The organism is Pseudomonas sp. PA-7-1E, assembly GCF_021605325.1.
Taxonomy (GTDB): Bacteria; Pseudomonadota; Gammaproteobacteria; order Pseudomonadales; family Pseudomonadaceae; genus Aquipseudomonas; species Aquipseudomonas fluorescens_BV.
The window spans coordinates 138683-161836 of the sequence record NZ_WKFA01000007.1 but is presented as its reverse complement, the minus strand read 5'-3'; the positions used below and the strand labels follow the sequence as shown (position 1 = coordinate 161836).

The 23154-nt window shown below is 54.8% G+C and carries 25 protein-coding genes and 2 pseudogenes; 12 read left to right on the top strand and 15 right to left on the bottom strand.

Annotated elements, in window-relative coordinates:
* Positions 1–79 precede the first annotated feature (79 nt).
* A pseudogene (locus tag GIW79_RS29765) lies at positions 80–850 on the bottom strand (MCP four helix bundle domain-containing protein); the annotation flags it as partial.
* A gap of 808 nt (positions 851–1658) precedes the next feature.
* Here GIW79_RS29765 and GIW79_RS07325 point away from each other — a divergent pair.
* Entirely contained in the window at positions 1659–2210 is a 552-nt protein-coding gene (locus tag GIW79_RS07325; protein ID WP_131670590.1) for an arsinothricin resistance N-acetyltransferase ArsN1 family B, read from the top strand.
* A 26-nt stretch (positions 2211–2236) separates the two neighbouring features.
* Here the strand turns inward: GIW79_RS07325 and GIW79_RS07320 are convergent, their stop codons facing one another.
* The 7 genes from GIW79_RS07320 to GIW79_RS07290 are packed head-to-tail and all read right to left on the bottom strand — an operon-like array spanning position 2237 to position 7122.
* A complete protein-coding gene (locus GIW79_RS07320; protein ID WP_131670589.1) occupies positions 2237–3310 on the bottom strand; it encodes an ArsO family NAD(P)H-dependent flavin-containing monooxygenase in 1074 nt (357 codons plus the stop codon).
* 37 nt (positions 3311–3347) lie between these two features.
* Positions 3348–3770 (bottom strand): arsenate reductase (glutaredoxin), encoded by a 423-nt coding sequence (gene arsC, locus GIW79_RS07315; protein WP_131670588.1) that lies wholly within the window; start codon positions 3768–3770, stop codon positions 3348–3350.
* A 20-nt stretch (positions 3771–3790) separates the two neighbouring features.
* On the bottom strand, positions 3791–4504 hold the full coding sequence (arsH, locus tag GIW79_RS07310) for an arsenical resistance protein ArsH (RefSeq protein ID WP_131670587.1): 714 nt from the start codon (positions 4502–4504) through the stop codon (positions 3791–3793).
* Positions 4505–4551: 47 nt separating this feature from the next.
* Positions 4552–5022, bottom strand: coding sequence for an arsenate reductase ArsC (locus GIW79_RS07305; RefSeq protein ID WP_131670586.1), 471 nt, complete (start codon positions 5020–5022; stop codon positions 4552–4554).
* Between the two features lie 16 nt (positions 5023–5038).
* Positions 5039–6322, bottom strand: coding sequence for an arsenic transporter (locus tag GIW79_RS07300; RefSeq protein WP_131670585.1), 1284 nt, complete (start codon positions 6320–6322; stop codon positions 5039–5041).
* Positions 6323–6346: 24 nt separating this feature from the next.
* Positions 6347–6691 carry a metalloregulator ArsR/SmtB family transcription factor gene (locus tag GIW79_RS07295; RefSeq protein ID WP_007247283.1) on the bottom strand — a complete coding sequence of 115 codons (345 nt, stop codon included), beginning with the start codon at positions 6689–6691 and terminating at the stop codon, positions 6347–6349.
* A gap of 8 nt (positions 6692–6699) precedes the next feature.
* Complete coding sequence (locus tag GIW79_RS07290) at positions 6700–7122, bottom strand: arsenate reductase ArsC (protein ID WP_131670584.1); 423 nt, start codon at positions 7120–7122, stop codon at positions 6700–6702.
* 140 nt (positions 7123–7262) lie between these two features.
* Here GIW79_RS07290 and arsN2 point away from each other — a divergent pair, with 140 nt between their 5' ends.
* From arsN2 to GIW79_RS07265, 5 genes are all read left to right on the top strand, one after another.
* Positions 7263–7715, top strand: a complete 453-nt coding sequence (arsN2, locus tag GIW79_RS07285) for an arsenic resistance N-acetyltransferase ArsN2 (protein ID WP_131670583.1) — start codon at positions 7263–7265, stop codon at positions 7713–7715.
* A gap of 72 nt (positions 7716–7787) precedes the next feature.
* On the top strand, positions 7788–8156 hold the full coding sequence (locus tag GIW79_RS07280; protein WP_131670582.1) for a hypothetical protein: 369 nt from the start codon (positions 7788–7790) through the stop codon (positions 8154–8156).
* 61 nt (positions 8157–8217) lie between these two features.
* The gene (locus GIW79_RS07275) at positions 8218–9390 is read left to right on the top strand and encodes a DUF3800 domain-containing protein (RefSeq protein ID WP_131670581.1); all 1173 of its coding nucleotides are present in this window, start codon (positions 8218–8220) and stop codon (positions 9388–9390) included.
* A gap of 75 nt (positions 9391–9465) precedes the next feature.
* Entirely contained in the window at positions 9466–9897 is a 432-nt protein-coding gene (locus GIW79_RS07270; protein ID WP_227496826.1) for a hypothetical protein, read from the top strand.
* Positions 9898–10320: 423 nt separating this feature from the next.
* Positions 10321–11073 (top strand): hypothetical protein, encoded by a 753-nt coding sequence (locus GIW79_RS07265; protein WP_153338151.1) that lies wholly within the window; start codon positions 10321–10323, stop codon positions 11071–11073.
* 270 nt (positions 11074–11343) lie between these two features.
* Here the strand turns inward: GIW79_RS07265 and GIW79_RS07260 are convergent, their stop codons facing one another.
* Entirely contained in the window at positions 11344–12165 is an 822-nt protein-coding gene (locus GIW79_RS07260) for a hypothetical protein (RefSeq protein ID WP_070414817.1), read from the bottom strand.
* A gap of 774 nt (positions 12166–12939) precedes the next feature.
* Between GIW79_RS07260 and GIW79_RS07255 the strand changes: the two genes are divergently transcribed.
* The 3 genes from GIW79_RS07255 to GIW79_RS07245 all read left to right on the top strand — a co-directional run bounded on the left by GIW79_RS07255 (position 12940) and on the right by GIW79_RS07245 (position 15276).
* On the top strand, positions 12940–13194 hold the full coding sequence (locus GIW79_RS07255) for a hypothetical protein (protein WP_011167585.1): 255 nt from the start codon (positions 12940–12942) through the stop codon (positions 13192–13194).
* Positions 13195–13520: 326 nt separating this feature from the next.
* The gene (locus GIW79_RS07250; protein ID WP_095023256.1) at positions 13521–14165 is read left to right on the top strand and encodes a Cap15 family CBASS effector; all 645 of its coding nucleotides are present in this window, start codon (positions 13521–13523) and stop codon (positions 14163–14165) included.
* Positions 14149–15276 carry a hypothetical protein gene (locus GIW79_RS07245; protein WP_095023257.1) on the top strand — a complete coding sequence of 376 codons (1128 nt, stop codon included), beginning with the start codon at positions 14149–14151 and terminating at the stop codon, positions 15274–15276. Before GIW79_RS07250 ends, GIW79_RS07245 begins: the two co-directional genes overlap by 17 nt.
* A 153-nt stretch (positions 15277–15429) precedes the next feature.
* Here the strand turns inward: GIW79_RS07245 and GIW79_RS07240 are convergent.
* Positions 15430–15942: pseudogene (locus GIW79_RS07240) on the bottom strand (cation:proton antiporter domain-containing protein); the annotation flags it as partial.
* Between the two features lie 103 nt (positions 15943–16045).
* Between GIW79_RS07240 and GIW79_RS07235 the strand changes: the two are divergent.
* Entirely contained in the window at positions 16046–16879 is an 834-nt protein-coding gene (locus tag GIW79_RS07235; RefSeq protein WP_054899037.1) for an EamA family transporter, read from the top strand.
* A 29-nt stretch (positions 16880–16908) separates the two neighbouring features.
* Entirely contained in the window at positions 16909–17295 is a 387-nt protein-coding gene (locus tag GIW79_RS07230) for an MAPEG family protein (RefSeq protein WP_034128911.1), read from the top strand.
* Between the two features lie 124 nt (positions 17296–17419).
* Here GIW79_RS07230 and mltA read toward each other — a convergent pair whose 3' ends face one another.
* The gene (mltA, locus tag GIW79_RS07225; RefSeq protein ID WP_236452418.1) at positions 17420–18613 is read right to left on the bottom strand and encodes a murein transglycosylase A; all 1194 of its coding nucleotides are present in this window, start codon (positions 18611–18613) and stop codon (positions 17420–17422) included.
* Between the two features lie 128 nt (positions 18614–18741).
* Here mltA and GIW79_RS07220 point away from each other — a divergent pair, with 128 nt between their 5' ends.
* A complete protein-coding gene (locus GIW79_RS07220) occupies positions 18742–19191 on the top strand; it encodes a c-type cytochrome (RefSeq protein ID WP_034128909.1) in 450 nt (149 codons plus the stop codon).
* Positions 19192–19197: 6 nt separating this feature from the next.
* Here GIW79_RS07220 and GIW79_RS07215 read toward each other — a convergent pair whose 3' ends face one another.
* From GIW79_RS07215 to metK, 4 genes are all read right to left on the bottom strand, one after another.
* Positions 19198–19593, bottom strand: coding sequence for a DUF1090 domain-containing protein (locus GIW79_RS07215; RefSeq protein WP_197900342.1), 396 nt, complete (start codon positions 19591–19593; stop codon positions 19198–19200).
* Between the two features lie 37 nt (positions 19594–19630).
* Positions 19631–21295, bottom strand: a complete 1665-nt coding sequence (ligB, locus tag GIW79_RS07210; RefSeq protein ID WP_057976502.1) for an NAD-dependent DNA ligase LigB — start codon at positions 21293–21295, stop codon at positions 19631–19633.
* A gap of 95 nt (positions 21296–21390) precedes the next feature.
* The gene (locus GIW79_RS07205; RefSeq protein ID WP_057976504.1) at positions 21391–21741 is read right to left on the bottom strand and encodes a DUF1090 family protein; all 351 of its coding nucleotides are present in this window, start codon (positions 21739–21741) and stop codon (positions 21391–21393) included.
* A 212-nt stretch (positions 21742–21953) separates the two neighbouring features.
* Positions 21954–23144 (bottom strand): methionine adenosyltransferase, encoded by a 1191-nt coding sequence (gene metK / locus GIW79_RS07200; protein WP_003194964.1) that lies wholly within the window; start codon positions 23142–23144, stop codon positions 21954–21956.
* Positions 23145–23154 lie beyond the last annotated feature (10 nt).

Sequence of the window (23154 nt, the reverse complement as noted above, 5' to 3'; positions counted from 1 at the left end):
CAGCATGCATTTCTTCAGACGTCGAAGCCAACTGGTTGGAGGAATCAGATATCAAAGAAAGGGTATTTCGTAGACCATGCTGCATTACACTTAAAGCTCGCATAAGTCTAGCCACCTCATCGTGTCCTTGAGCTTCGATAACTCCGGTGAGATCGTTTTTAGCAATGCGCTCGGCAATAGCTAGTAATTGGCTGATCGGGCTGGTAATACTCCGGGTGTACATCAAGGCCAGTGCAATAGCTGCCAAGGTACTTATCAATATAAATGCCCCAACGATTAACTTAGCTTGCTCATAAGTTTGACTCGCCTCCTCCCCGGCTCGTTTAGCTTTGTTATTATTAACGTCTATCATTTCTTCGATATGGCCTTCAACAGCATCAGCAGATTGTTTCATCGACTCGCTGGAAAGCTTGACTGCCTCATCTAAACTTCCTGAGGAAATTAGAGATAAGTATTGATCTTGAACAGTTTGATAGCTGGCAAGGCTTTTTGAAAGCTCATCAATTTTCTGCTTGCCTATCGGGGTTACGATTAGAGGTTGCAAATTCGTCAGCGAATTCTGGATATTAACTCTAGCCTTATTTAATTCCTCTAGAGCTTGAGTTTTGCGACTTGCGGGCTCTACAGGGTTGCGCAACCGTGCGTTGCTACCTCTGATGCTTACAAACTCCCTGTCAATTATCCCAAGTATGGATATGCTGGGAACAACATTCGTTTCAACGAAACTTTCAGAATCCTTCAAACTTGACGTCTGCTTAAGGGCGATGATCCCAAGTGCAATAATCATAAGGCAAAAGAAACCAAAGCATAGAGCCGAGCGCGGAGCAAGGTTGAGTTTGCGCAGTATCATAATTAGAGCCTCGTGTGAATTATCAGCAATGTCGTCAATCGCCACGCGAGCTTGAGCACCGTTCGTCGGGCAATTCAATGTAGCTCGAGAAGGCTGGCCTTCTATTTTAGATATTATGTTTCTGAATGTGAGCATTGAGGATTTATGCGGAGGCGTCGACCGAAATAGGATTTAGGGCATGCTTCATTTGAACATATAGAAATTTTAAATTAGCGCTTACCAAGTAATAACCTAGTAAATCATTTATAGGGTATTCGCATTGCATATGAGTGCTTTCGCCATCACCCAGTGAGGTATTTTCACTTGCTTCACTATATTCAGAGCGGCGAGTGTTAATTCGATCAATGTAGACCAGGCAAGCTCCGCCCAATCTCCATAAGCCACCATTCACAGATCAAATGAGGCGACACTTCGAATTTCATACACGACGACTTTGGCGTCATTACCAGCGATTCGTAGATTGCCCAGATGATGGAGCGTTGGAGCAAACCCAGTAAACAATATGATGGTATCGAAAAGCGTCTCGTAGTTCGATGTGCACTCTCCGGTTGGGGATGGGTTTGAGGGGAAATTATTGAGTTGATTCACTAGGCTGATACGTTGATCTCGTTGATTGCTGGGCAAGCGGCTCTAAAGGCTACTAAGAAGAAATGCAAGTATGTGGACGTAGTTCCGACCAAATCGTTGCAGACGCCCCATCTGCCCTACTTAGGCGAATGGCAGCGCCCGTAACATTTCTCTATCTCGAGCATGTCCAAGGCTGATCTAAAAAGGGTAATGTTCAGCTTTCGAATCAGGGACGACATACATGGCTTTGAAAATCCGTACGGCGGCGGTAGCAGATGCTGTAGCCATACAGCGCATTTACGCCCCCATCGTTTCTAAAACAGCGATCTCCTTCGAAGAGATTCCGCCAAGCGCTGAGGAAATCGCTCAGCGAATAGCTACAACGCTTCAGACATATCCCTACCTTGTGGCCGAAGACGGTGGGGAGATCAAGGGCTACGCCTATGCCAGCCAGCACCGCGCACGTCCGGCCTACAGGTGGGCGGTGGACGTGACGGTATACATAGCTGAATCGGCTCGCCGACAGCGCGTTGGCCGTAAGCTTTATGAGACTTTGCTTCCTATACTTGAAAAACAGAGATTTCGCGCAGCTTACGCTGGAATTGCTCAGCCCAATGAAGGCAGTGTGGGTCTGCACGAGTCGCTGGGATTCGTCCATATCGGTACATATCCGGAGGTTGGCTTCAAGCTTGGGAAATGGCACGACGTCGGCTACTGGCGGCTCGGACTGTGCCAGGCAACTCCGCCACTGGAGCCTATTCTCTTCCCCCAGCTGGAAGTCGCATTACAGTAGGCTCACTCGATTTGCGTTGCGAGCCACTAGGATTCGCTTATGAGATAGCTTTGCACTTGCTTGACTACATCTCGAGCGGTGCGGGTTACTCCGATCAATGTCGCAGAGGCGAGCCCCGTCCAATCGCCGTAACCCACCAGCCACAGATTGGGTGAAGCAACACTCCGGTTTTCGTTCACAGCCACTTTGCCATCCTGGCCTACAATGCCCAAGCTGTTTAGGTGGTCGAGCGCTGGGGAAAACCCAGTGCACCAGATGACGACATCCGCCGTTGTTTCGCCTCCTGATGACCAGACAACGCCTGTTGAAGTGAAGTGCGTGAATGGCCGTACTGCGCTCAATACACCGCGTTCACGAGCGTCCTTCACCGATGGCACCATTACGATGTCGCCCAGCCCCCCAGCGGGTTGTTCAGGCTCCACACCTTCCTGTTGCGCCTTCAATCGAGCAGTAGCTCGTTCGAACAGGACGCGCCCATCAACCTCATCAGGTAGAAACTTTGGAGCCTCTTGAGTCACCCAGGTTGCCTGAGCCACTTTAGATACCTCGGCGTAAATCTGGGCTCCCGAGTTGCCGCCACCCACGACAAGGACGGTTTTCCCCTCAAACTCATCCGGCCCAACGTAATGAGCGGAATGAAGCTGCTGCCCTACGAACAACTCCTGTCCGGGATAGCTTGGGGTAAATGGGCGGCTCCAGGTGCCTGTTGCACTGATAACTGCTTTGGCATCCCAGTATCTATCCCCGGAGACAACCCGTAATCCTTCTTCGATTTTCTCGACACGGGTCACCCTGGTGGATCGGATGATGGGGAAGTCATATCGACGCTCGTACAGAGTCAGATAGTCGATAACATCATCACGTTGAGGCGTTTCTTCTGATACGGCAGGCATCGGCCAGCCCGCAATCGAGCTCCACGCCGATGGAGAGAAGAGTCGCAGCGAGTCCCAGCCATGCCGCCAGGCTCCTCCTGGTGCCGACTCCGCATCGAGCAGCACGTAAGACAAGCCTGACCGCTTCAAAAAATAGGCGACTGTGAGCGCTGATTGACCACCGCCAATGACCACAACATCAAGTTTCGAATTCTGACTCACCAGCATCCTCCAGGCTCAATCGCGGCACCTCACCGTCGTCGTATCAGACTCTGCGACCGTGCTCATCAATGACCACTTGGCCGTCCTCTTTGGCGAAACTCCCATGCTGCTCTTGCGGTAACAAATCGAGCACAGCTTCTGACGGACGACACAAACGCGTCCCCAAAGGCGTCACGACGATGGGGCGATTGATCAGGATAGGGTGAGCCATCATGGCATCGATGAGCTGTTCGTCCGTCAGCGAAGCTTCACCCAATCCCAGCTCTTCGTACGGAGTTCCTTTGATACGCAAAAGAGCCCGCACCCCGATACCCATATCCCCGATGAGCCTTGCAAGTGTGGTGCGATCAGGCGGGGTCTTCAGGTACTCGATAACCGTCGGTTCTTCCCCGCTGTTACGGATCAACTCCAAGGTGTTGCGAGAGGTGCCGCATTCTGGGTTGTGGTAGATCGTGATCTGGCTCATATCGCTTCCTCGTAATGACGTTAGATGGAGCGCTGGTTGACGCGTTTGGAAAGCTCTTCGGCGGACTCTTTACGCTCGGAGTACCGATCAACCAAATAATCCTGGCGATCCCGCAAAAGCAGGGTGAACTTCATCAGCTCTTCCATCACGTCCACGAGACGGTCGTAGTACGAGGACGGCTTCATACGACCTGCCTCGTCGAACTCGGTAAATGCCTTGGCAACCGAAGATTGGTTTGGGATGGTGAACATCCGCATCCATCGGCCCAGTACGCGCAGCTGATTAACCACGTTGAAAGATTGCGAGCCACCGCATACCTGCATCACTGCAAGGGTCTTTCCTTGCGTAGGTCGTACAGCACCTATCGCCAGCGGAACCCAGTCAATTTGGGCTTTGAATACTGCACTCATGGAGCCGTGACGCTCAGGGGAGCACCATACCTGCCCCTCAGACCATTGCATCAGCTCGCGCAGCTCAGCGACCTTGGGATGTGTGTCGGGAGCGTCATCCGGCAGCGGCAGACCCGCTGGGTCAAAGATCTTGGTTTCAGCACCAAACTCATTCAGCAGGCGTGCCGCCTCTTGCGTGACTAATCGGCTAAATGAGCGTTCTCGCGTTGATCCATACAGCAGAAGAATGCGAGGTTTATGGAGCGAAGGCGTGCGAGGCGACAGTTGCTCCAGCGACGGAATGTCGATCAGGTCGGCGTGTACGTTCGGCAATGTGTCTTGCATATAAACTCCTAAGGCGGCGCCTGGTTGGGTGCCGCCTCGGTTGATCTTTAAAGCGAACCGATGCGGTTCAGTTCAGCTTTCAACTGTTCAGCGCTGATGGTCTTCAGTGGCAGCGCAAGAAACGCGCTCACGCGCTCGTGAATTTTGGCGAGTGTGGTTTCAAACGCTGCGGTGATCTCGGCTTGCGAACCGCTAGCGTCAGACGGGTCGGCCAGACCCCAATGCGCCTTCAAAGCTGGCCCAAAGAAGATTGGGCATGCCTCACCCGCTGCCCGGTCACAGACAGTGATCACGATGTCTGGAGGTGAGCCTTCAAAAGCATCCGAAGCCTTGCTGCTCAAGCCCGCCGTGGAGATACCCGCCGCCTCCAGCGTTTGCAATGCCCGTTGATTCACCCGGCCACTGGGAAAGCTTCCTGAGCTGACTGCTTCTACACCCTCGGGCGCCAAGTGGTTGAAAAGCGCCTCGGACAGAATGCTGCGGCAGCTGTTGTGGGTGCACATGAACAAGACTTTCATCAGACGATTCCTTGATTCAGAAACTGAGGCGCAGTGCCAGGGCGGACAATGTGGCGACGAGGATGGGTACGGTCAGCACGATCCCAGTCTTGAAGTAGTAACCCCAACTGATCGTTATGTTTTTCCGGGCGAGCACGTGCAGCCACAACAGAGTTGCCAAGCTCCCAATTGGAGTGATCTTCGGGCCCAAATCGCAGCCGATGATGTTGGCGTAAACCATCGCTTGCTGGACTACACCATCGACTTCAGCGGCATGAATGGATAAGGCACCTACCAGAACGGTGGGCATGTTGTTCATGATCGAAGACAGCAACGCTGTTAGCAGCCCTGTACCAAGGGACGCGCCCCAAACGCCATAACCGGCGAACACGTTCAGGATCTGTGCAATGTGGTCGGTCAGACCGGCGTTCTTCAGACCATAAACAACCAGGTACATACCCAAAGAAAAGATCACTACCTGCCATGGCGCCTCTTTGAGTACCTTGCTTGTATTGATGGCGTGACCACGAGCCGCGATGATGTAAAGAATGAATGCACAGACTGCTGCAATGGCGCTGATTGGCACCCCCAGTGGCTCAATGACAAAGAAGCCGATCAGGAGTAGTGCCAACACCCACCAGCCAGCTACGAAAGTGGCCCGGTCGTGGATTGCCTCGTCCGGATTGTCCAGTTGGTTGAGGTCATACGTCTTTGGTAAATCCTTGCGGAAAAACCATAACAGCATGGCTAATGTCGCCGCCACGCTGACGATGTTTACCGGCACCATGATCGAAGCATATTCGTTGAAGCCGATATCGAAGTAGTCGGCAGAGACGATGTTGACCAGGTTGGAAACCACCAGCGGTAAGCTCGCCGTATCGGCGATAAAACCAGCTGCCATGACGAATGCCAAAGTGGCCGCAGGAGAAAAACGCAACGCCAGCAACATCGCGATCACAATGGGTGTGAGGATCAATGCTGCTCCGTCATTGGCGAACAGGGCCGACACCGCTGCGCCCAGCAGGACGATAAATGCGAACAGCTTGCGGGTGCTCCCGCCTCCCCATCGGGCCACATGCAGCGCAGCCCACTTGAAAAAACCTGCCTCATCAAGCAGCAGACTAATGATGATGACCGCGATGAAAGTCCCAGTGGCATTCCAGACAATGCGCCAAACCTCTGGTATGTCGGCAAGGGTAACGACACCTGCCAGCAACGCCACGATGGCACCGAACATCGCACTCCAGCCCACCCCAAGCCCCTTGGGCTGCCAGATGACAAGGACGATGGTGGCGATAAAGATCAATACGGCAATCAGCATTTCATTAATCCGGTTGGGCGTGAATCAGCTACACACGGCTTGGTTGATCGGACGGTCGTTCATGCCGCAGAGGCGCTTAGCCTCGGTTTCCAGCCATTGCTGATTGGCGTCTACCACTTCCTTCAAAACTGCAGTCACCCACGTGGGCAAATCAGGATTCAGCCGGTAGTACACCCATTGGCCTTGGCGACGATCCAACAGCAAACCGGCAGAGCGCAGCAGCGCCAAATGACGAGAAATCTTTGGCTGACTCAGGTCGAGTGCTGCCGTTAGCTCGCAAACACACAGCTCACCTTCACTCACGACAAGCAGCGAAATTTTTGCTCGGGTGTCATCCGCCAGGCACTTGAATAAGGTGGTGGGGTTCATAGGTTCTGTCACAGATCCTCCAGGTGTTTGGTCTTGACCAAAACGAAGAGCTTGATGCGCTCGTGGATGTCGTGGAGCGTGTGGCGAAATGCGCCAGGATCATCGCTGGTTACTGGGTCAGGAAAATCCCAGGCAATGATTTCACCTGCATTAGGCATTGGTAGGCACTCGCTTGCGGATTTATCACAAAGAGTGATTACGTAATCGAATCGATCAGCTTGAAACTCGCTGAGGGACTTGCTGCGCAGGCCCGTTGCATCGGCTCCAACTGCCTCCAATGCCTGAGTCGTGCGCGGATCAACCTCAGACGGTTCAGACCCTGCGCTGAAGGCCTCGAAGCGCGGGTCGGTGTGCCGCAGCAAAGCCTCTGCAAGCAAGGAGCGGGCTGAGTTGGCAACGCACACGAAAAGCACTTTGATAGCAGGGCTCATTGTGGAACTCGACGCATATGGAAAATCGAATATACGCTTTGGCGAATATTCGGTAAAGCGAATATGATGTCTGCTGTTTCGGCATGTGCTCTAACGTTCCATGCGTGTCGGCATAACGGTGATCAGAGGAGGGAGGGGGTATGATGATCCAGGCAACGGAAATAGCCGGAGGGCAGTCGCAGCGCTTTCGCGATGCACTGAAATCTGCTGACCTTCCAGCAGGCGATATTGATCTTCCAGGCCGAACCTTTTTTGAGTTCACACTGGATAGCGAGACGGTCGCATGGGGAGGATTCGAAACGCATGGTACGGACGGGTTGTTGCGTTCTCTGGTCGTAGTGTCGACATTCAGATCGAAGGGGGTCGGTGTCGCGGTGCTTCGGGTCATTGAAGCGAAAGCCGCCGAGCAGGGAATCGCTCGATTTCATTTGCTGACAACAACTGCTTCAGGCTTTTTTAAGCAGCAGGGCTATGCAGTAAATCAACAAGGCTCTGCGCCACCTCTTATTTCTCAGACGGAGCAGTTCAGGGGGCTTTGCCCTGGCTCGGCTTGCTACATGTGCAAAGCATTATCTGCGAATGCACGAAAGTAGCTGATCACCTTGGTGATGGCTTTTAGCCTCGATGCCAGCTAGATTTAAAGCTTTCTACGATCAAGGAAGGATATGAAAAAGCTCATCGCAGTAATGGGTGTGTGTGTCGCGCTCGGCGGTTGCGCTACGTCCCACTACACCGCAGGACGAGACTTTCCGTCGGCCAGTGTAGCTAGCATCACCAAAGGCAAAACGACGACTACCGAGTTGAAGTCCCTGTTTGGTGAGCCCTACGCCAAGAGCGCAGTCAGCGAGACTGACGAAAAGTGGATCTACACCTACACCAATGGCTCAGCCCATGCTCAAAGCTACGTGGTCACCATGAAGGTGACGACTAGGGGCACCCAGAAAACTCTCGACGTCTTGATCCGAAATGACGTGGTCATCAACTACACGTTCAGCGAAGGCCCCGCTCCAGGCAGTACCACTGCGACGAACTAAGTTCGCCACCTTGCCATTGGGCGACCCACCGCACTCAGTACGTTGTTGATGGAGCAAGCTCATGGACAGAACGTATGCATTCGTGGATGAGTCCGGGAATTCCGACCTTGATACGTCAAAGGGAGGAAGCTCGGGCTTCTTCATCGTGTGCTCCATTCTGGTGGCAGAGAAAGATCTGGAAGCTGCTTATGCCCAAGCTGAAGCACTCCGCATGCGTCATTTTCAAACAGGCGAGATCAAATCTAGCAATCTGAAGCCCAAAGATTCAGATCGCCGTGCCCGAATCCTCAACGAGCTAGCTGAGCTGCCATTCAAGCTCTATTTCACCGTCGTTGATAAGTCTCGAATTCACAAAGACGGCGGCCTCCGTATCAAGACCTCGTTCATAAAATACGTGAACGGGTTGCTCTATGAACGTTTGTTCCGCGCATACCCTGACCTCCAGATGGTCGTAGACGAACATGGTGGCCAGGAATTTCAGGAGAGCCTCAAAAGCTACGTTGCAGAACGATTCGTGGACGATCTATTTGGCGATAAGGATGCCTTCCAGACGATGGCCAGTAAGGACAACGTCTTGGTTCAGGTTGCAGATTTTTTTGCTGGCTCAGTCGCTCAGATCTACGAAGAGAAAGCATCGGAAGAAGCAGTTCTTGCCTACAAAAAGATTCTACGAAGCCTGACCCTTGGAATGCTTGAGTGGCCATCCAAGTACCAGTCTCTTCTGCCGCCGCCGGCGGATGAATCTGGGTATGCAGACTACCAGGTACACCAAGAAGCTCTCCGCCAGGCTGACCTTTTTAGCGAACGGGCTGGTGAGCACCCTAATGAGGATGAGCGCCTGCAGCTGAGCATCTTGCGGTTCCTGAGATTCCAAAGCGAATTCGTCACCAAAGACTACGTGCCAACCGCAGAAATAGTCGGCCACCTAAAAGATAGCGGCTTCGGAGATATCAACGACCAGAGGATCCGCTCCAGCGGCATCGCCAAGCTTCGCGATTCGGACGTGATTATCACAAGCGCGGCCAAAGGCTACAAAATTCCTCAGACACGGGCTGACATCAACGAGTTTCTGGAAAGGGCGTCAGGCATAGTCGTCCCTCTGCTGGAACGTGTCAAAAAGGCTCGAGAGGTGTATCGGCTGAGTAGTCGAGGAGAATATGACATCGTGACTGCAGCCAACCTGACTGAGCTTGCCAAGCTGCTCACTGCGCTCGAGGCGTTTGCAGATGACTGAGCTCAGTCATGGCAACGAACCTCAGCAGGCTGCATTGATCCAGGATGAAATCCTAGAGATCTTGAAAGAGGCCAGGTGCTCGCGCGTAGATTCTATCGCCTGACCGGCAAGCCGCTGGGCGTGACAGGCGAGATCGCAGAGTACGAAGCTGCCACTAGACTCGGCCTGTTACTACATCCTGCAAGGCAGGCAGGTTACGACGCTACAGAGACGCTGGAAGTTGGCGTCGCGAGAATCAAGATCAAGGGGCGCTGTATCCTGAACCCGCAAAAGATTACGGGCCGTATGGGTGCAATTGATCTACGACAACCCTTTGATACTGTGCTCTTGGTACTGCTTGATTCTGAGTTCAACGCATTTGCAATGTACGAAGCAAGTCGTGCCAAGGTAGAGGCAGCGCTGACCGTGCCTGGGTCGAAAGCCAGAAATGAACGTGGTGCGTTGGCTATTAGGCAATTCATGTCGATAGCTACGTTGCGCTGGGCTCGCCATGAGCCTAGCGACTAAGAGTATTAACCGCCGTCTGGACGCAGAATGCTGTGGATATGCCCCGTGTGACGAGCCAGGCTAATGTCCCTAATACGGCACATTAACCACAATTTTTAGGCTTAATGACCCTATTTGGGCACATTAAGCTGAGCGACGGAATGCAGACTACGATGAGAGGAAGGCTTCACATCCCTCACCAGCTGCGACCTGCACCATGACTGCTCAGCTGGCATCTCACCTAACCAAACAACACCAGACCGAAGCCTGATTTCAAGGTGCGCGGTTAGATAGCTTGCATCCAATCCAATGTGCTTCGGGAAACGGGATGCTCTTGATCAATCATCTCCGGTTGCCAGCTACGGATAACTTTGGGAGCCCAGGAGGGCCGGTTACTGACTGCTTTTTTTGCTAGCATCTGGATCTCAAGTTTGGGGGGATCTGATGCAAATGCAAGGTGATTGGGAAGTGTTGCTCAACGGCGACCCGCAGGAGATCAGGCAGCTTTGCACATGGGGGCACAGCATCAATTACTTCAGGCTCTGGGGGGGAGTAGATGACTGGAACGACTGCCCTAACGACGACTTCCGATTTAATTCAAATCTGTTCGAGGGTCAAACTCAGGAAGGAGTCTGGCAGATCACCTATGAGCTTTTGAGTCTTTTCAATGGTGCATCGACGCTGTTGGAGCGCGAACCATACAAGCTGAGTATCTACAAGATCCTGCTTGAGGGGGGCGAGCTCGCTAGGCAAGAAAAAAGGAACATTCCGGGGATGCTTACCAAGCCTGCTGTCTCCAGCCAAGCTTGGGCCGATGATCTCAGGAAGGCTCTTGGCACATCACAGAAAATCAGCCTTATGATGCTGGCCGCTGAGCATGAGGATATTTACCTCTTCCTCAAATTTCTCGACCAAGACAGCAGTTGGATCACCTACTACAAGATACTGGACACTCTTGAGACATGGGAAAGGCGGAAGGGTCTAAAGGCTTTTAGAAGCAAGCGAAAAGAGAAGAAATTCACCTGTTCAGCCAACAATTTCAGTTTGAACGGGTTCGATGCTAGGCACGGCTTTCAAGAAATGATGCAACAGCCCGCGCAGGTATCAATGACGATTGATGAAGGCCATCAGTTCATCACGGGTCTTGTCAAAGACTACCTTCAGCAAGCTCATCCCCAGTTCGTAAAGTTTAGATGACTCAGGAAGCCGGTCTACCGGGCCGGTTTCTTGTTACGACGGGAAGCGTCGATGGTGTCTCCCGTGGACAGGATCGAAGCGCTCACACAGCCCTTCAGCGCATTGGCAGAATCTGCTGCGTGGAACGCTCACGAAAGGTCGATCACTATCTGCTGGCTGTCGGCCAGAAGATAGGTAAATCCGGTAAAGAGGGGCCATTTTTTGTGAGCAGAGATGTGAGTGAGGTTGTTTTGAATGGCCAGCTTTCAGCTGGCCACTTCCTCATTGATTTCAGAACTCGTGCTCAACATCATCGAAGAAGTTTGGGTCTAACTCGTACTCCAGAGAGCCGAATCGCGCAAGCAGGTCTGCTCTCAGCTCGCCTTCAGCTTCCGGTTCGAGATTGATCCAGTAGCTATATACGAGCCCGTCATCCGATTCGTTAGTCGTGATCTCTGCTCCGGACAAAAGCTCGGCGTCATCGACAGATATCCCCAGCTCAATAGCAAGCGCTTGAGCCATGGACATCCGGTTACTACTCCGGGCTTCTTCCACGGTTGCCCAATACTCCTGCTCAGATCTACGGTCGCGGTCAGCATCAGATTCACCGCTGGAGATGACCACACCTTTCTCAGCAAGCAGCCATATACCATCACGGCGTAGCAATTCGACCGTGGCTTTGAGATAGAACGCTGCACCGTGATACATCCTCTCCTGATCTTGCTGCCCCTGGTAGGTCAGGGAAACCTCTAAAGAAAGCTTCCCGGTTGCGTCGCTGTAGTCAGCGGTTTCAACTTCAAGAGCATCAATAGTGAATCCACTCGCATTGGTATCCGCAATCGCGCCGGAGAGCTGATCCTCCAATTCTAGATCCAGGTTGGCGTAGACATCATCCTCATGGATCGCTTGGGAAAAGTCTTTGATCCCAAAAACGGCCAACATCAGACGCGGATCCTTGAGGTTCCGTTGGGCGACGACAGAAAACTCATGGTAATCAGCGAAGCCCGCTTTTTGCACAAGGGTTTCTTGAGCGACAGAAAGCTTCAGGCCCTGATCACGAGCAAGCTGTTTAGCTTGGGATTTAAAGATGTTTAGCGGGGAAAAATCAGACATGGCAATGGTTCCTAAATCTACGACGCTTAGGTGTCCGATTGCCTGTTCACCGGGCAGCGTCTGGTTAGGGACATGCCGATGTAAAACTGAAGGGTGTCACAGATGGGCTATTGCTTCGCGAAACAGGCGCCAGGCGACCATCACCGCCTATTGGGATCATAGGTCAGAGGAAATAGCCCCGCAATACCCCGCCCGAATGTTTTCAATGGACGGTTTTTTAGCGTCACCTACTGGCAGTGGAAAGAGTTCAAGAACAGCAACTGATGGTAAAACCAAACTAGATTTAACGAAGAAATGACGCCACTAGATTGTCACTTTTAAACGCTGAGGGGCACTGTTCGAGAGTGAACAGAGACATGCGAAATGAGTGTGTTTCAAAATATTTCAAGAACGAAACGTCGTAGCCCGCGATTTAGAAGGGCTGGGCATGCATACAGGGGCAAAGTGGATCCAACCACTGATTTGCGCACAAGTTATCCACAGGCTTGTTGCCTTGCAATGTCATTTTGACCCCATTATCTTGTAGGTCATCTCGACAACAACACTACATGTTGTGTTTTTGGCGAGAGGCTGAGGTTTCAGTGAACACAGCGGGTATGCGTGCAAAGTTTGGACGCCGAGCACACATACCCGCCAATCCCTGAGCCAATGCGGACATTGGTGGGACGCGCATTAGAGAAAAACCGACTTTGGATGTCAACCATTCAGCTCGGCTTTCCGCTCAAGGGTTGCTCCTGCCTACTCGATTTTTTCTAGATACAGGAGCACCTAATCGTGCCGAAAAATCCTAAACAAACTTCGTCTCACGTGGCCAGCTTGGCCTCCAAAATCCTGCGTAGTGATAGCTCCTCGGCCATCCAGAAGGAATTGGCAGGGTCGGCCATGGCTCAAGCTTCGACCGGCAAGCAAACCGGTGCCGATATGGAGACTAAAGCCAGTCATGTCCTCGACAGCAACAAGTACAACGCCACCACCAAGACCCTAGCGGCCTCGGTACTCGCCCAATCGAACAAAGAGCGGGGTGAGTAAAAATGGCTCAGTATTTCGTGAACCGTAATGCACAGACCAATGGTGACCACGAGGTGCATACCAGTACGTGCATCTATTTGCCGGCACTCCATAACCGCCTTGATCTTGGCTATCACACCACCTGTGTGACCGCTGTTCGCCAGGCTCGCAACACCTACCAGCAGTCGAACGGTTGCCGGACGTGTTCCTCGGTATGCCATACCCAGTAATTTTTGAAGTCTCATCGGAAGCTCTGGGCGGCTTTGCTGCTGCCCATCTTCTGCAGGTTAATGGGCTTCCGGGACATTAAGTCTATTCAAAGTTGCGTCTGATGAAGGTTGCGTCTAATGATTCACGATCATGAATACAGCCTATTGGGCGGGGTAAATCGAGCTCTGATTGGCCGGTACTTGACACTACTGGCAAGCGCGATTTCCGGCATTGCGGTTTTTTTGCTGCTGTCAGCTGAAGATTTGGCTAAAAAGTATGACCTGCCTGTAAATCTTCCACCGACAGCCCTGTCACTAATTGGCGCAGGTATAGTTTTTGCCCTGCTGTACGCACTATTCAATAAGACAGTTTGGAAATGGCGCTGGGCAGTTAAATATCTAAAAGTTCCTGATCTTTCGGGAGAGTGGCAGTGCACTGGAACAACACTGGACACCGAAGGAAATCCGATTCGTTCTTGGCAAGCCGATGTATATATTTGTCAAACTTGGGACAAGATTAGAGTGCGATTGAAGACACATCAATCAGGCTCCAACAGTATCACTGCGGCATTGGTTCACGATGAAGCTGACGGATACCGCCTTCTTTATAACTACCAGAATGATCCTAACCCCGGCGAACCTGAGCTTCGGGGACATGTTGGCAGCGCAAACCTTTTGTTTGCTAAATCACTAGATTGCGCAAAGGGTGACTATTTTAACGGTTACGGTCGGCCCACCTATGGGCGAATGGAGCTTAGGAGAAAAAATGAACACACCAATTAACGAACGAATCAATCGTCTGCGCTCCAGACGCTCGGGCCTTGATAGATCCGCTGTAATCGCGATGGATGCGAAGGATTTCATCGTGAACCGAAGCCTTACAAAAGAGGCGTGGGAACATAGGGTTAAAGACAAGCCGAATACAACATTTGCTTTAGGCGCTATGCAAGAGGTAGACCCTACCTACACACGCATCAGCATCGAAACCGCAGAACGGGTTAGCAACCAGTTGTCGAAGAGGACAAGCGGCAATCTTGAATTCGAGCTACAGGGTTCAGTACCGCTTAATGTCCATATTCGAGGGGTCAGTGATGTCGACCTTTTAGCGATAGAAGCTGACTTTCATACCTATGATGCGCGTGGGTACATGAGTACATCGGGTCAGTATCGTTCACCGACCTCACGCACCTCAGTTGGCGTGTTGACTGCTCGCAGGGGGGAAATTAGTAAAGCTCTTCGCGATGCGTTTCCCGCAGCGACAATTGACACCTCTGGCTCCAAGGCCATTAAATTGCAAGGAGGGTCGTTAGCGCGTCCAGTTGATGTCGTGCCTTCCCACTGGCATGACACTATTAGTTATCAAGCATCTGGTCAGAAACACGACCGTGCTGTCACCATCCTAGATTCGCATAAAAACACCACGATTGAAAACTGGCCTTTCCTGCACATCAAAAAAATACGAGAACGATGTGAAACCACGAGTGGCGGGCTCCGCAAATCAATAAGATTATGTAAAAACATAAAGGCAGATCTCGAGGCGGAAGGAAAAGCTGTAACGATCTCCAGCTTTGATATTGCCTCAATAATGTACCACGCCAACATGCATAGTCTCTCCGTTGGCGCCTACTATGAATTAGCGATATTAGCTGAGACCCAAAGATATTTGGATTACTTGTGGAACAACAAGGAAGAAGCGAGGCGACTGATAGTGCCAGATGGATCTCGCTTTATATTTAACACGGAAGACAAGTTTAACGGCTTGATGCATCTCTCCGTGGCCATGGACAGTCTCCTTCGGGAGGTCGCTAAAGAGCAAAGCTTCCTGCTGAGCTTATCCGAGAAACCACTCTTGGATGCCAGTAGGGCAGCGGTGACCAACGCGCTAATTTTTTAAAGGCAGTCAGTGGGGAATTGAGGAAGCATGCACGCAACCTTGAGACAACGACGGGTGTCCATAGAAACCAAATATCGTATGGACAGTGCCTATTTAGACGCAGGCCAATGAAAACGGGACGTTCAGGTGTCTGTCCATACGGCCATATGGGGGGAAGAGTGCTTCGCCGACGATGGTGGTTTTCAGCGGTTTGGAGGCATTGGCGGTCCGTAGCACGCCGAGCACCGCAATGGGATCGGTAGGGGATATCAGGGCACCGAACAGCAGGCAGTAAAGGAAACTCACGTGCCAGCCAAACAGGGCGAAGATGTAGTACGCCAGGCTGCCGATGACCACGGTGGCGATCAATACGCCAAAGGTTGCCAGCAGGCCGATGGGCCAGCGGTAGCTGCGCAAGTCGTTCAAGTTGACGTGCAAGGCGCCGGCGAACAGCAGGAACGACAGCATCCAGTTCATCAGCAAATCGCCGAAGTCGATCTGGCCGATCAACTGCTGGATACGTTCTTCCAGGCCTGGGTAGCCGAGCACGCTCAGGCCTTGCAGGATCAGCGAGAACAACAGTGCGGTGACCATCACGCCAATGGTGGGCGGCAGGCCGATGAAGCGGAAGTTCACATAAGTGAGCAGGGTGGTGAGGCAGATGAAGGCGGCGACAAGTTCAAGCATCCGGGGTCCTTGGAGCAGGGAAATATAGGCGCACGGGGTGCGTCGAATCGGTAGTTAGTATAAACAGGTGCTGTTACATGACGTATCAATTAAGGAGGTTCTGGTGGTAGCGACAGCCCTGGTGCTGGTAGCGGCGCTGTTGCATGCGACGTGGAACACCTTGATCAAGTTCAGTGGCGAGCGCCTTTTAGTCATTGCCTGCATGGACAGTGTGGCACTGCTGTTCGTGGTATTCGCGGTGGGCTTCGTGTCCTGGCCGCCGCTGGACATCTGGCCGTGGATCATTGCTTCTGCGTTGTTTGAGTTGCTCTATCGCTATTTGTTGATCCAGGCCTATCGGGTGGGTGACCTGGGCCTGGTGTATCCGTTGATGCGCGGTTTGTCGCCGCTGGTGGTGCTGGTGCTGACCCTGGTGTTTGCCGGCGAAGTATTGAATACCCAGCAGATTCTGGGGATTCTGCTGATTCCGTTCGGCATGGTGTGCCTGCTGTGGCAGGGCGGCGGCGGTGACCGGTTGCCCTGGTCGATGCTACCGGTGGTGGTATTGATTGGTCTGTGCATCGGCTGCTACACCTTTCTGGACGGGCAGGCGCTGCGGCGCTGGTCGCATCCGCTGGATTATCTGGTGTGGCTGACGCTGATCAGCGCCTGGCCGTTTCCGTTGCTGGCGCTGGTGCGCAAGCGTGCGGCCTTCAGCCTGTTCTGGCGCACCCAGTGGCGGTTGGGCTTGAGCGTGGGGCTGTGCGTGTTGTTGAGCTACGCTTTGGTACTTTGGGCCATGCAGTTGGGCTCGATTGCCGAAGCCGCCGCGCTGCGCGAAGTCAGTGTGATTCTGGTGGTGCTGTTCGGCATGCGTTACTTGAAAGAACCTTTTGGCCGTCCACGGCTCATAGCCTGTGGGTTGGTGTTGATTGGCATGTTGGTGATGAAACTCTAACCGTCGGATAAAACTAAAAGGAATCGGTGATGACAGTCGCTTTATGGTGTGTATTGATCGCAATCTTTCTGCCGTACATTTGCACCGGTGTGGCCAAATTCAGCACAGGCAAGTTCGGGCCACGGGATAACCACGACCCGCGTGCCTTCCTCGATAGCCTGGAAGGCGTCGCCAAGCGTGCTCATAGCGCGCAACTCAACAGTTTCGAAGTGACCCCGGCGTTTGCCGCTGCAGTCATCATTGCGCACCTGGCCGGCAACGCCGAACTGGTGACGATCAACGTGCTGGCAGTGCTGTTTATCACCAGCCGCCTGCTGTACATCATTTGCTACCTGGCGGACTGGGCGATCTTGCGTTCGCTGGTGTGGGCCGTGGGTATGGCGTTGATTGCGAGTTTCTTCTTCGTTTCGATGTAAGGGGTGTTGTAGGAACGAGCTTGCTCGCGAAGAACGTCAACGATAACGCGTGCTTCCTGAGTAAGCGCGGCGCCTGTGCGTTTTTCGCGAGCAAGCTCGCTCCTACAAAAAGCGCCAGCGATTGTCAGGTTCCGGCAGGCGCATCCGGCACCTGGGGCAACGCTGCGCCTTTGGGCCACAGCATCCAGATCTGCCCTTGCTGTTTCATATTCCCCGCCAACTCGCCTGCGGCATTGCCTGTGCCCCAGAACAGATCTGCGCGTACTTCTCCGGTGATTGCGCCGCCGGTATCCTGCGCGGCGACAGGGCGTGCCAGTGGCGTGCCGTCTGGTTTGGTGGTCGACAACCACAACAGGCTGCCCAGCGGAATCACCTTGCGATCCACTGCCACACTGTAGCCGGCGGTCAATGGCACGTTCAGCGAACCGCGTGGGCCTTCGTTGCTGTCGGGGCGGGCGCTGAAGAATACGTAGCTGGGGTTGCTCGCCAGCAGTTCTGGAATGCGCTGCGGATGGGCCTTGGCCCAGGCGCTGATGGCGCCCATGGTCACGTCTTCTTTTTTCAGTTCGCCTTGTTCCACCAGCCAACGGCCAATAGGGTGGTATGGGTAGCCGTTCTGGTCGCCGTAACCCACACGCAGTTGACGCCCGCCGGCCAGTTGAATACGCCCCGAGCCCTGGATTTGCAGGAACTGCAGGTCCATCGGGTCGGTCAGCCAGGCGATCGGCTTGGCGGTAGAGCCTTGGCTGTTGAGAGTGCTGGCGTCGTCATACGGCTTGAGCACACGGCCTTCCAGGCGCCCGCGCAGGCGCTTGCCCTTGAGCTCCGGGTAGATGCTGTCGAGGTTGACGACAATCAGGTCGTCCGGCACGCCGTATACCGGCACGTGGGCGGTGGTGGTCTTGGTCAGGCTGCCGGGGTAGACCGGCTCGTAATAACCCGTGATCAAGCCGTTTGGCGTGTTGTTGGCCGAACGCAGGCCGAAGACATCCAGGTGTTCCTTGAGAAAGCTACGAACCGCTACGGCATCGCCCGGTACGCTAGCCGCTGTCGCGCAGGTCGGGCCCCAGATCGGGTCGGCCTTGAGGCGCTGGCAGGCGCTGCGCCAGGATTCAAACCCGGCGAGCAAGTCGCTGTCGGAAACGCTCGGCAGGGCTTCCCACGGTGCGCTCACATAGGTGGCAACGGCGTGAGGTTTTGTTGGCTCCTGGGCAACTTCTTTATCGGTGTCTTTACCGGCATCGCAGCCGGCCAGTAGCGCGAACATTGGCAGAGCCCAAGCCAGGCGGCGGCCCCAGGGTTTGAAGGTGACATTCATGCAAGCAATTCCTGAAACGATTGCCCGCGCTTCACTGCATCCGGGCAACCTTATTATTAATAGGGCTATTGGTCTTTGTGGGCGGTGCGAGGATACTGGCCGCCGTTTCCCGTGACCTTGAAGCCATGATGATGTTAAAAAAACTGACCGTTGTATTGCTGGCCTGCCTGGCTTTGTCTGCCTGTGGCGGTGTTGATCCCAATTCCCCCCTGGGCCAGCGCAAGGCGATCTTCAAGCAGATGCTCAAGACCGGTGAAGACCTGGGCGGCATGCTGCGCGGACGTATCCCATTTGATGGCGCCAAGTTCGCCGAGGGTGCGGTCAAGCTGGATGCGTTGTCCCATGAACCGTGGAAACATTTCCCGAGCGTACGCGAAGAAGACCACACCAGTGCCAAAGATGATGTGTGGCAAAAACAGGCGCAGTTCCAGCAACTGGCCCGCGAACTTGAGGCGGCCACCGGTGAATTGGTGATCGCTAGCCAGGTGCAACCTTATAAAGCCAGTAGCCTTCAACCTGCGGTGCAAAAAGTTGAAGATGCCTGTAGCGCCTGCCATAAACAGTTCCGCGATCATTGATCGGTTTTACTGGTCGAGTTCTTCCACTGCGTCCTGCAGCTCTTTACGCGAGTCGGCCAGTTTCTCCTTACGCTTGTTGATCTTGTCCGGGTCGCCTTTTTTCATGGCTTTGTCGAGGTCGGCCTGACGGCGGCTGACTTCGTGCTTGGCGTCGAGCACCTTGTTTTCACGTTCTTTCTTCAAGCCGGCATCGGTGCAGTGGGCGGTAACTTCGGCCAGGGCTTTTTCCAGGCCAGCCTGTTGCGCGCTGTTGCCGTGGGCCTTGGCTTGTTCGATCTGGCTGCTGATGGCCTGGCGCTTGGCGGCGCAGCCGGTGAGGGGTTGTGCGTCTTCGGCGGCCAACAGCGGCGTGGACGTGAAGCTCGCGAAGGTCAGCAAGGCAAAGGGGGCGAGAAATTTCATATAAGGCTCCAAGTTCGCAATCAGGTGGCGGAGGGGATCAAAACCCATCTATCCCGGCTCCGCGTAATGTTTCAGCCAAGGCTTGTACCTGCGGGTCGCGAAAAAAAGCGCTGAGTTGCGCCGCGCGTCCCGGGCCGATGCCATCTGAGGCCAGCCAGGCTTGAGTGTCTTTGGCGACCAGCGTCTGCCAGTCTCCTTCCAGGTTGTTGCGCGCCGCCGGCGGCACGCCCAAGGCCTTGAGCCATAGTGAAAAAGGGCGTTGCCGGGCGCTTTGAATACTGTCGAGCACCCGCGCACGGGTACGCTCGCCTAAGCCCTCAATGGTAGCAAGCTCGGCCGCATCAAGTGTCAACCAATCGAGAAAGCCTGCGATTAGACCGGCCTGGATCAATACGTTCCAGGTTTCGCGCCCCATGTGGGGCAAGGCCAGGCCGTGTTTACCGCTCAGCCAGGTGAGGCGGGCGAGCAGTTGGTCTTCGCAGCCAGGGTCCAGTTGCCAGCAGCTCAAGGCGTGGAAATCTTGAGCGTTGGGTACCTGCACGTCCACGCGTGTCTCGTTGCGCAGGATCACCTCGTCCAGTCGCGGTATGACCTGGCCCGCCAGGCTGATCGACACGTGATCGCCGGGGCGGATATCCAGGGCTTGCCAGCGTTTCAGGGAGCCGACGCTCACTCGGCTGATCTGCCGATCATCCAGCCGTACGGGCTCCAATTCGAGGATAGGTGTAATACGCCCGGTACGTCCCACCCTGAACTCGACCTTGCGCACCAGGGCCAGTGCCTTGATAGCCGGGTACTTCCAGGCAACCGACCAGTAGGGCGCACTGGCTTGCCAGCGCTCGGCGGGCGCTCGCGCAGCCTGGTGCAGCACCACGCCGTCGCTGGCGAAGGGTAATGGCGCGTTGTACCAATGCGTGCGCCAATGCGCAGCTTCGCTGATGGTGCTGACGGGTTGGCTGTACTGTTGGCTATCGGTGAAGCCCCAGCGCGCCAAGGTGGCAAGGTGTTCGGTGAAGTCCGTCGGGCCGTCTGGCCACGCCCAGACGAACAGGCCGATCCCGGCAGCCTCGGCATCGCTCAACCGACGACGGTTCATCAGGCCAGCCACTTTGCTGCGTGCATTGAGCCCGCCCTTGAGCGATTGCACATGGTGGTTGAGGCGCCAATAGAGTTCGCCTTGCAGCACCACATCAACGGCGTCGGGCAACTGTTGGACAATGCCGGGGATCTTGACGGCGGAGGCTGACCAATCGTGGCCAAGCAGGCCGTCGCCCCGACTGATGAGCTGATGCAAGCGGCCCTGGCGATACACCAGTGTCACCGCAACGCCATCGACCTTGGGTTGGACCCAGACATCCTGTCGAGTGCTGAGCCAGTCACTGACGGCCGGCTCGCTCGGCAGCTTTTGCAGGCCAGTGTGTGCGGCCGGGTGAGGTAAGGTACCGCGCGCACTGGCCAGCGGGTTATCAGGCTTGGGTGTCTGCTCGCGAGTGCATTCTTGCCAATGCGCCAGGCGTCTGCGGGCCTGGTCGTAGAGCTCATCGCTGATCAGGGCTTGGCCCTGTCGATGGTAGCTGTCGTCCCACTGCTGGATTTGCCTGGACAGGGTTTCCAGCTGTGAGTGAACGTCATCGGGGCAGGTTTCGGCCCAGGCCCAGGCGGGTGCGGCGCTTATGAGAACAGCCAGTAATACGTGCATCATGAGCATCCTTGCTCGAAAAGGGGGGCCAGCCTAAGTGATCCGCGCGCCCACAAAAAAGCCCCGACCGAGCGGGGCTTTTTACCGGGTGTTTCTGTTTACTTGAACAGGCCGCCCAAGGCCTTCACAGCATCATTGTTTTCAGCCTTGGCCTGCTGCTTCTGCTGCTTGGCGTCGACTTTTGCCTGGCTGTCGGCGAGTTTGTTGCAAGCTTTGTTGACCTGCTCCAACGCAGTCTCATACGCCCGCACTTTCAGCAGATCGTTCTTGGCATTGGCCGCGTCGATCTTGGCTTGCAGGTCTTTGGGTTGCTGCTGGCAGTCGCCGGCATTGCCGCCACCGAGCTGGGCGCTCAGGGCGCCGCTCAAAGCGTTCAGGTCAGCGGCCTGGGCCGACAGGGTGAACAGGCTGAGCAGAAGGGCGGCAGGGGCGAGCGTGGAAATGCGCATGAAAACCTCAATGTTCGATTGCCTGCGCGCTTATCCATCCCGGGCGGGCGCAGTGCAATATCCAAATAAGGTGAAGGGCCCGAGAGGGCGCGGATTCTAGTGGGCCATCATTTGGCCTGCAAGCCTTGGATCCAAAAAAGCCCGAAGTGGTCCTGCAGGCAACAAAAAGCCCCGCCAGGCAGACCTGGCGGGGCTCTATTTGCCGCGAACGATTACAGGCCGGCGGCGGTACGCAGGTCGTTGGCGCGGTCGGTTTTTTCCCAGGTGAAGGTGCTGAAGGTGTCATCACCTACAGTCTTCTGCGCAGGGGTGCGGCCGAAGTGGCCGTAGGCTGCGGTTTCCTGGTACATCGGGTGCAGCAGGTCGAGCATGGTGGTGATTGCGTAAGGGCGCAGGTCGAAGATCTCACGCACCAGCTTGACGATCTTGTCATCGCTGATCTTGCCGGTGCCGAAGGTGTTCAGCGAGATCGACGTAGGCTGGGCCACGCCAATGGCGTAGGAAACCTGGATTTCGCAGCGCTCGGCCAGGCCGGCAGCCACGATGTTCTTGGCCACATAACGACCGGCGTAAGCCGCAGAGCGGTCAACCTTGGAAGGGTCCTTGCCGGAGAATGCACCACCGCCGTGACGGGCCATGCCGCCGTAGCTGTCGACGATGATCTTGCGGCCGGTCAGGCCGCAGTCGCCCACGGGGCCACCGATGATGAACTGGCCGGTCGGGTTGATGTGGAACTGGGTGTCCTTGGTCAGCAGTTCGGCAGGCAACACATGCTTGACGATCAGTTCCATCACGCCTTCACGCAGGTCGGCGTAGGACACGTCCGGGTTGTGCTGGGTCGACAGTACGACGGCGTCGATGCCCACGACTTTGCCGCCTTCGTAGCGGCAGGTCACCTGGGACTTGGCGTCAGGGCGCAGCCATGGCAGTACGCCGGATTTACGCGCCTCGGCCTGGCGTTGTACCAGCTGGTGCGAGAAGGTGATCGGCGCGGGCATCAGTACGTCGGTTTCGTTGCTGGCGTAGCCGAACATCAGGCCCTGGTCGCCGGCGCCCTGGTCTTCAGGCTTGGCCCGGTCAACGCCCTGGTTGATGTCCGGGGACTGCTTGCCGATGATGTTCATCACACCGCAGGTTGCGCCGTCAAAGCCGACGTCGGAGCTGTTGTAGCCAATGTCGGTGATCACGTCACGCACGATCTGCTCCAGGTCGACCCAGGCAGTGGTGGTAACTTCGCCGGCGATGATCGCCACGCCCGTTTTCACCAGCGTCTCGCACGCCACACGGGCGAACTTGTCTTCAGCGATGATAGCGTCCAGCACCGCGTCAGAAATCTGGTCGGCGATTTTGTCCGGATGCCCTTCAGACACGGACTCGGAGGTGAAAAGGGAGTATTCGCTCATCTCGATGTTT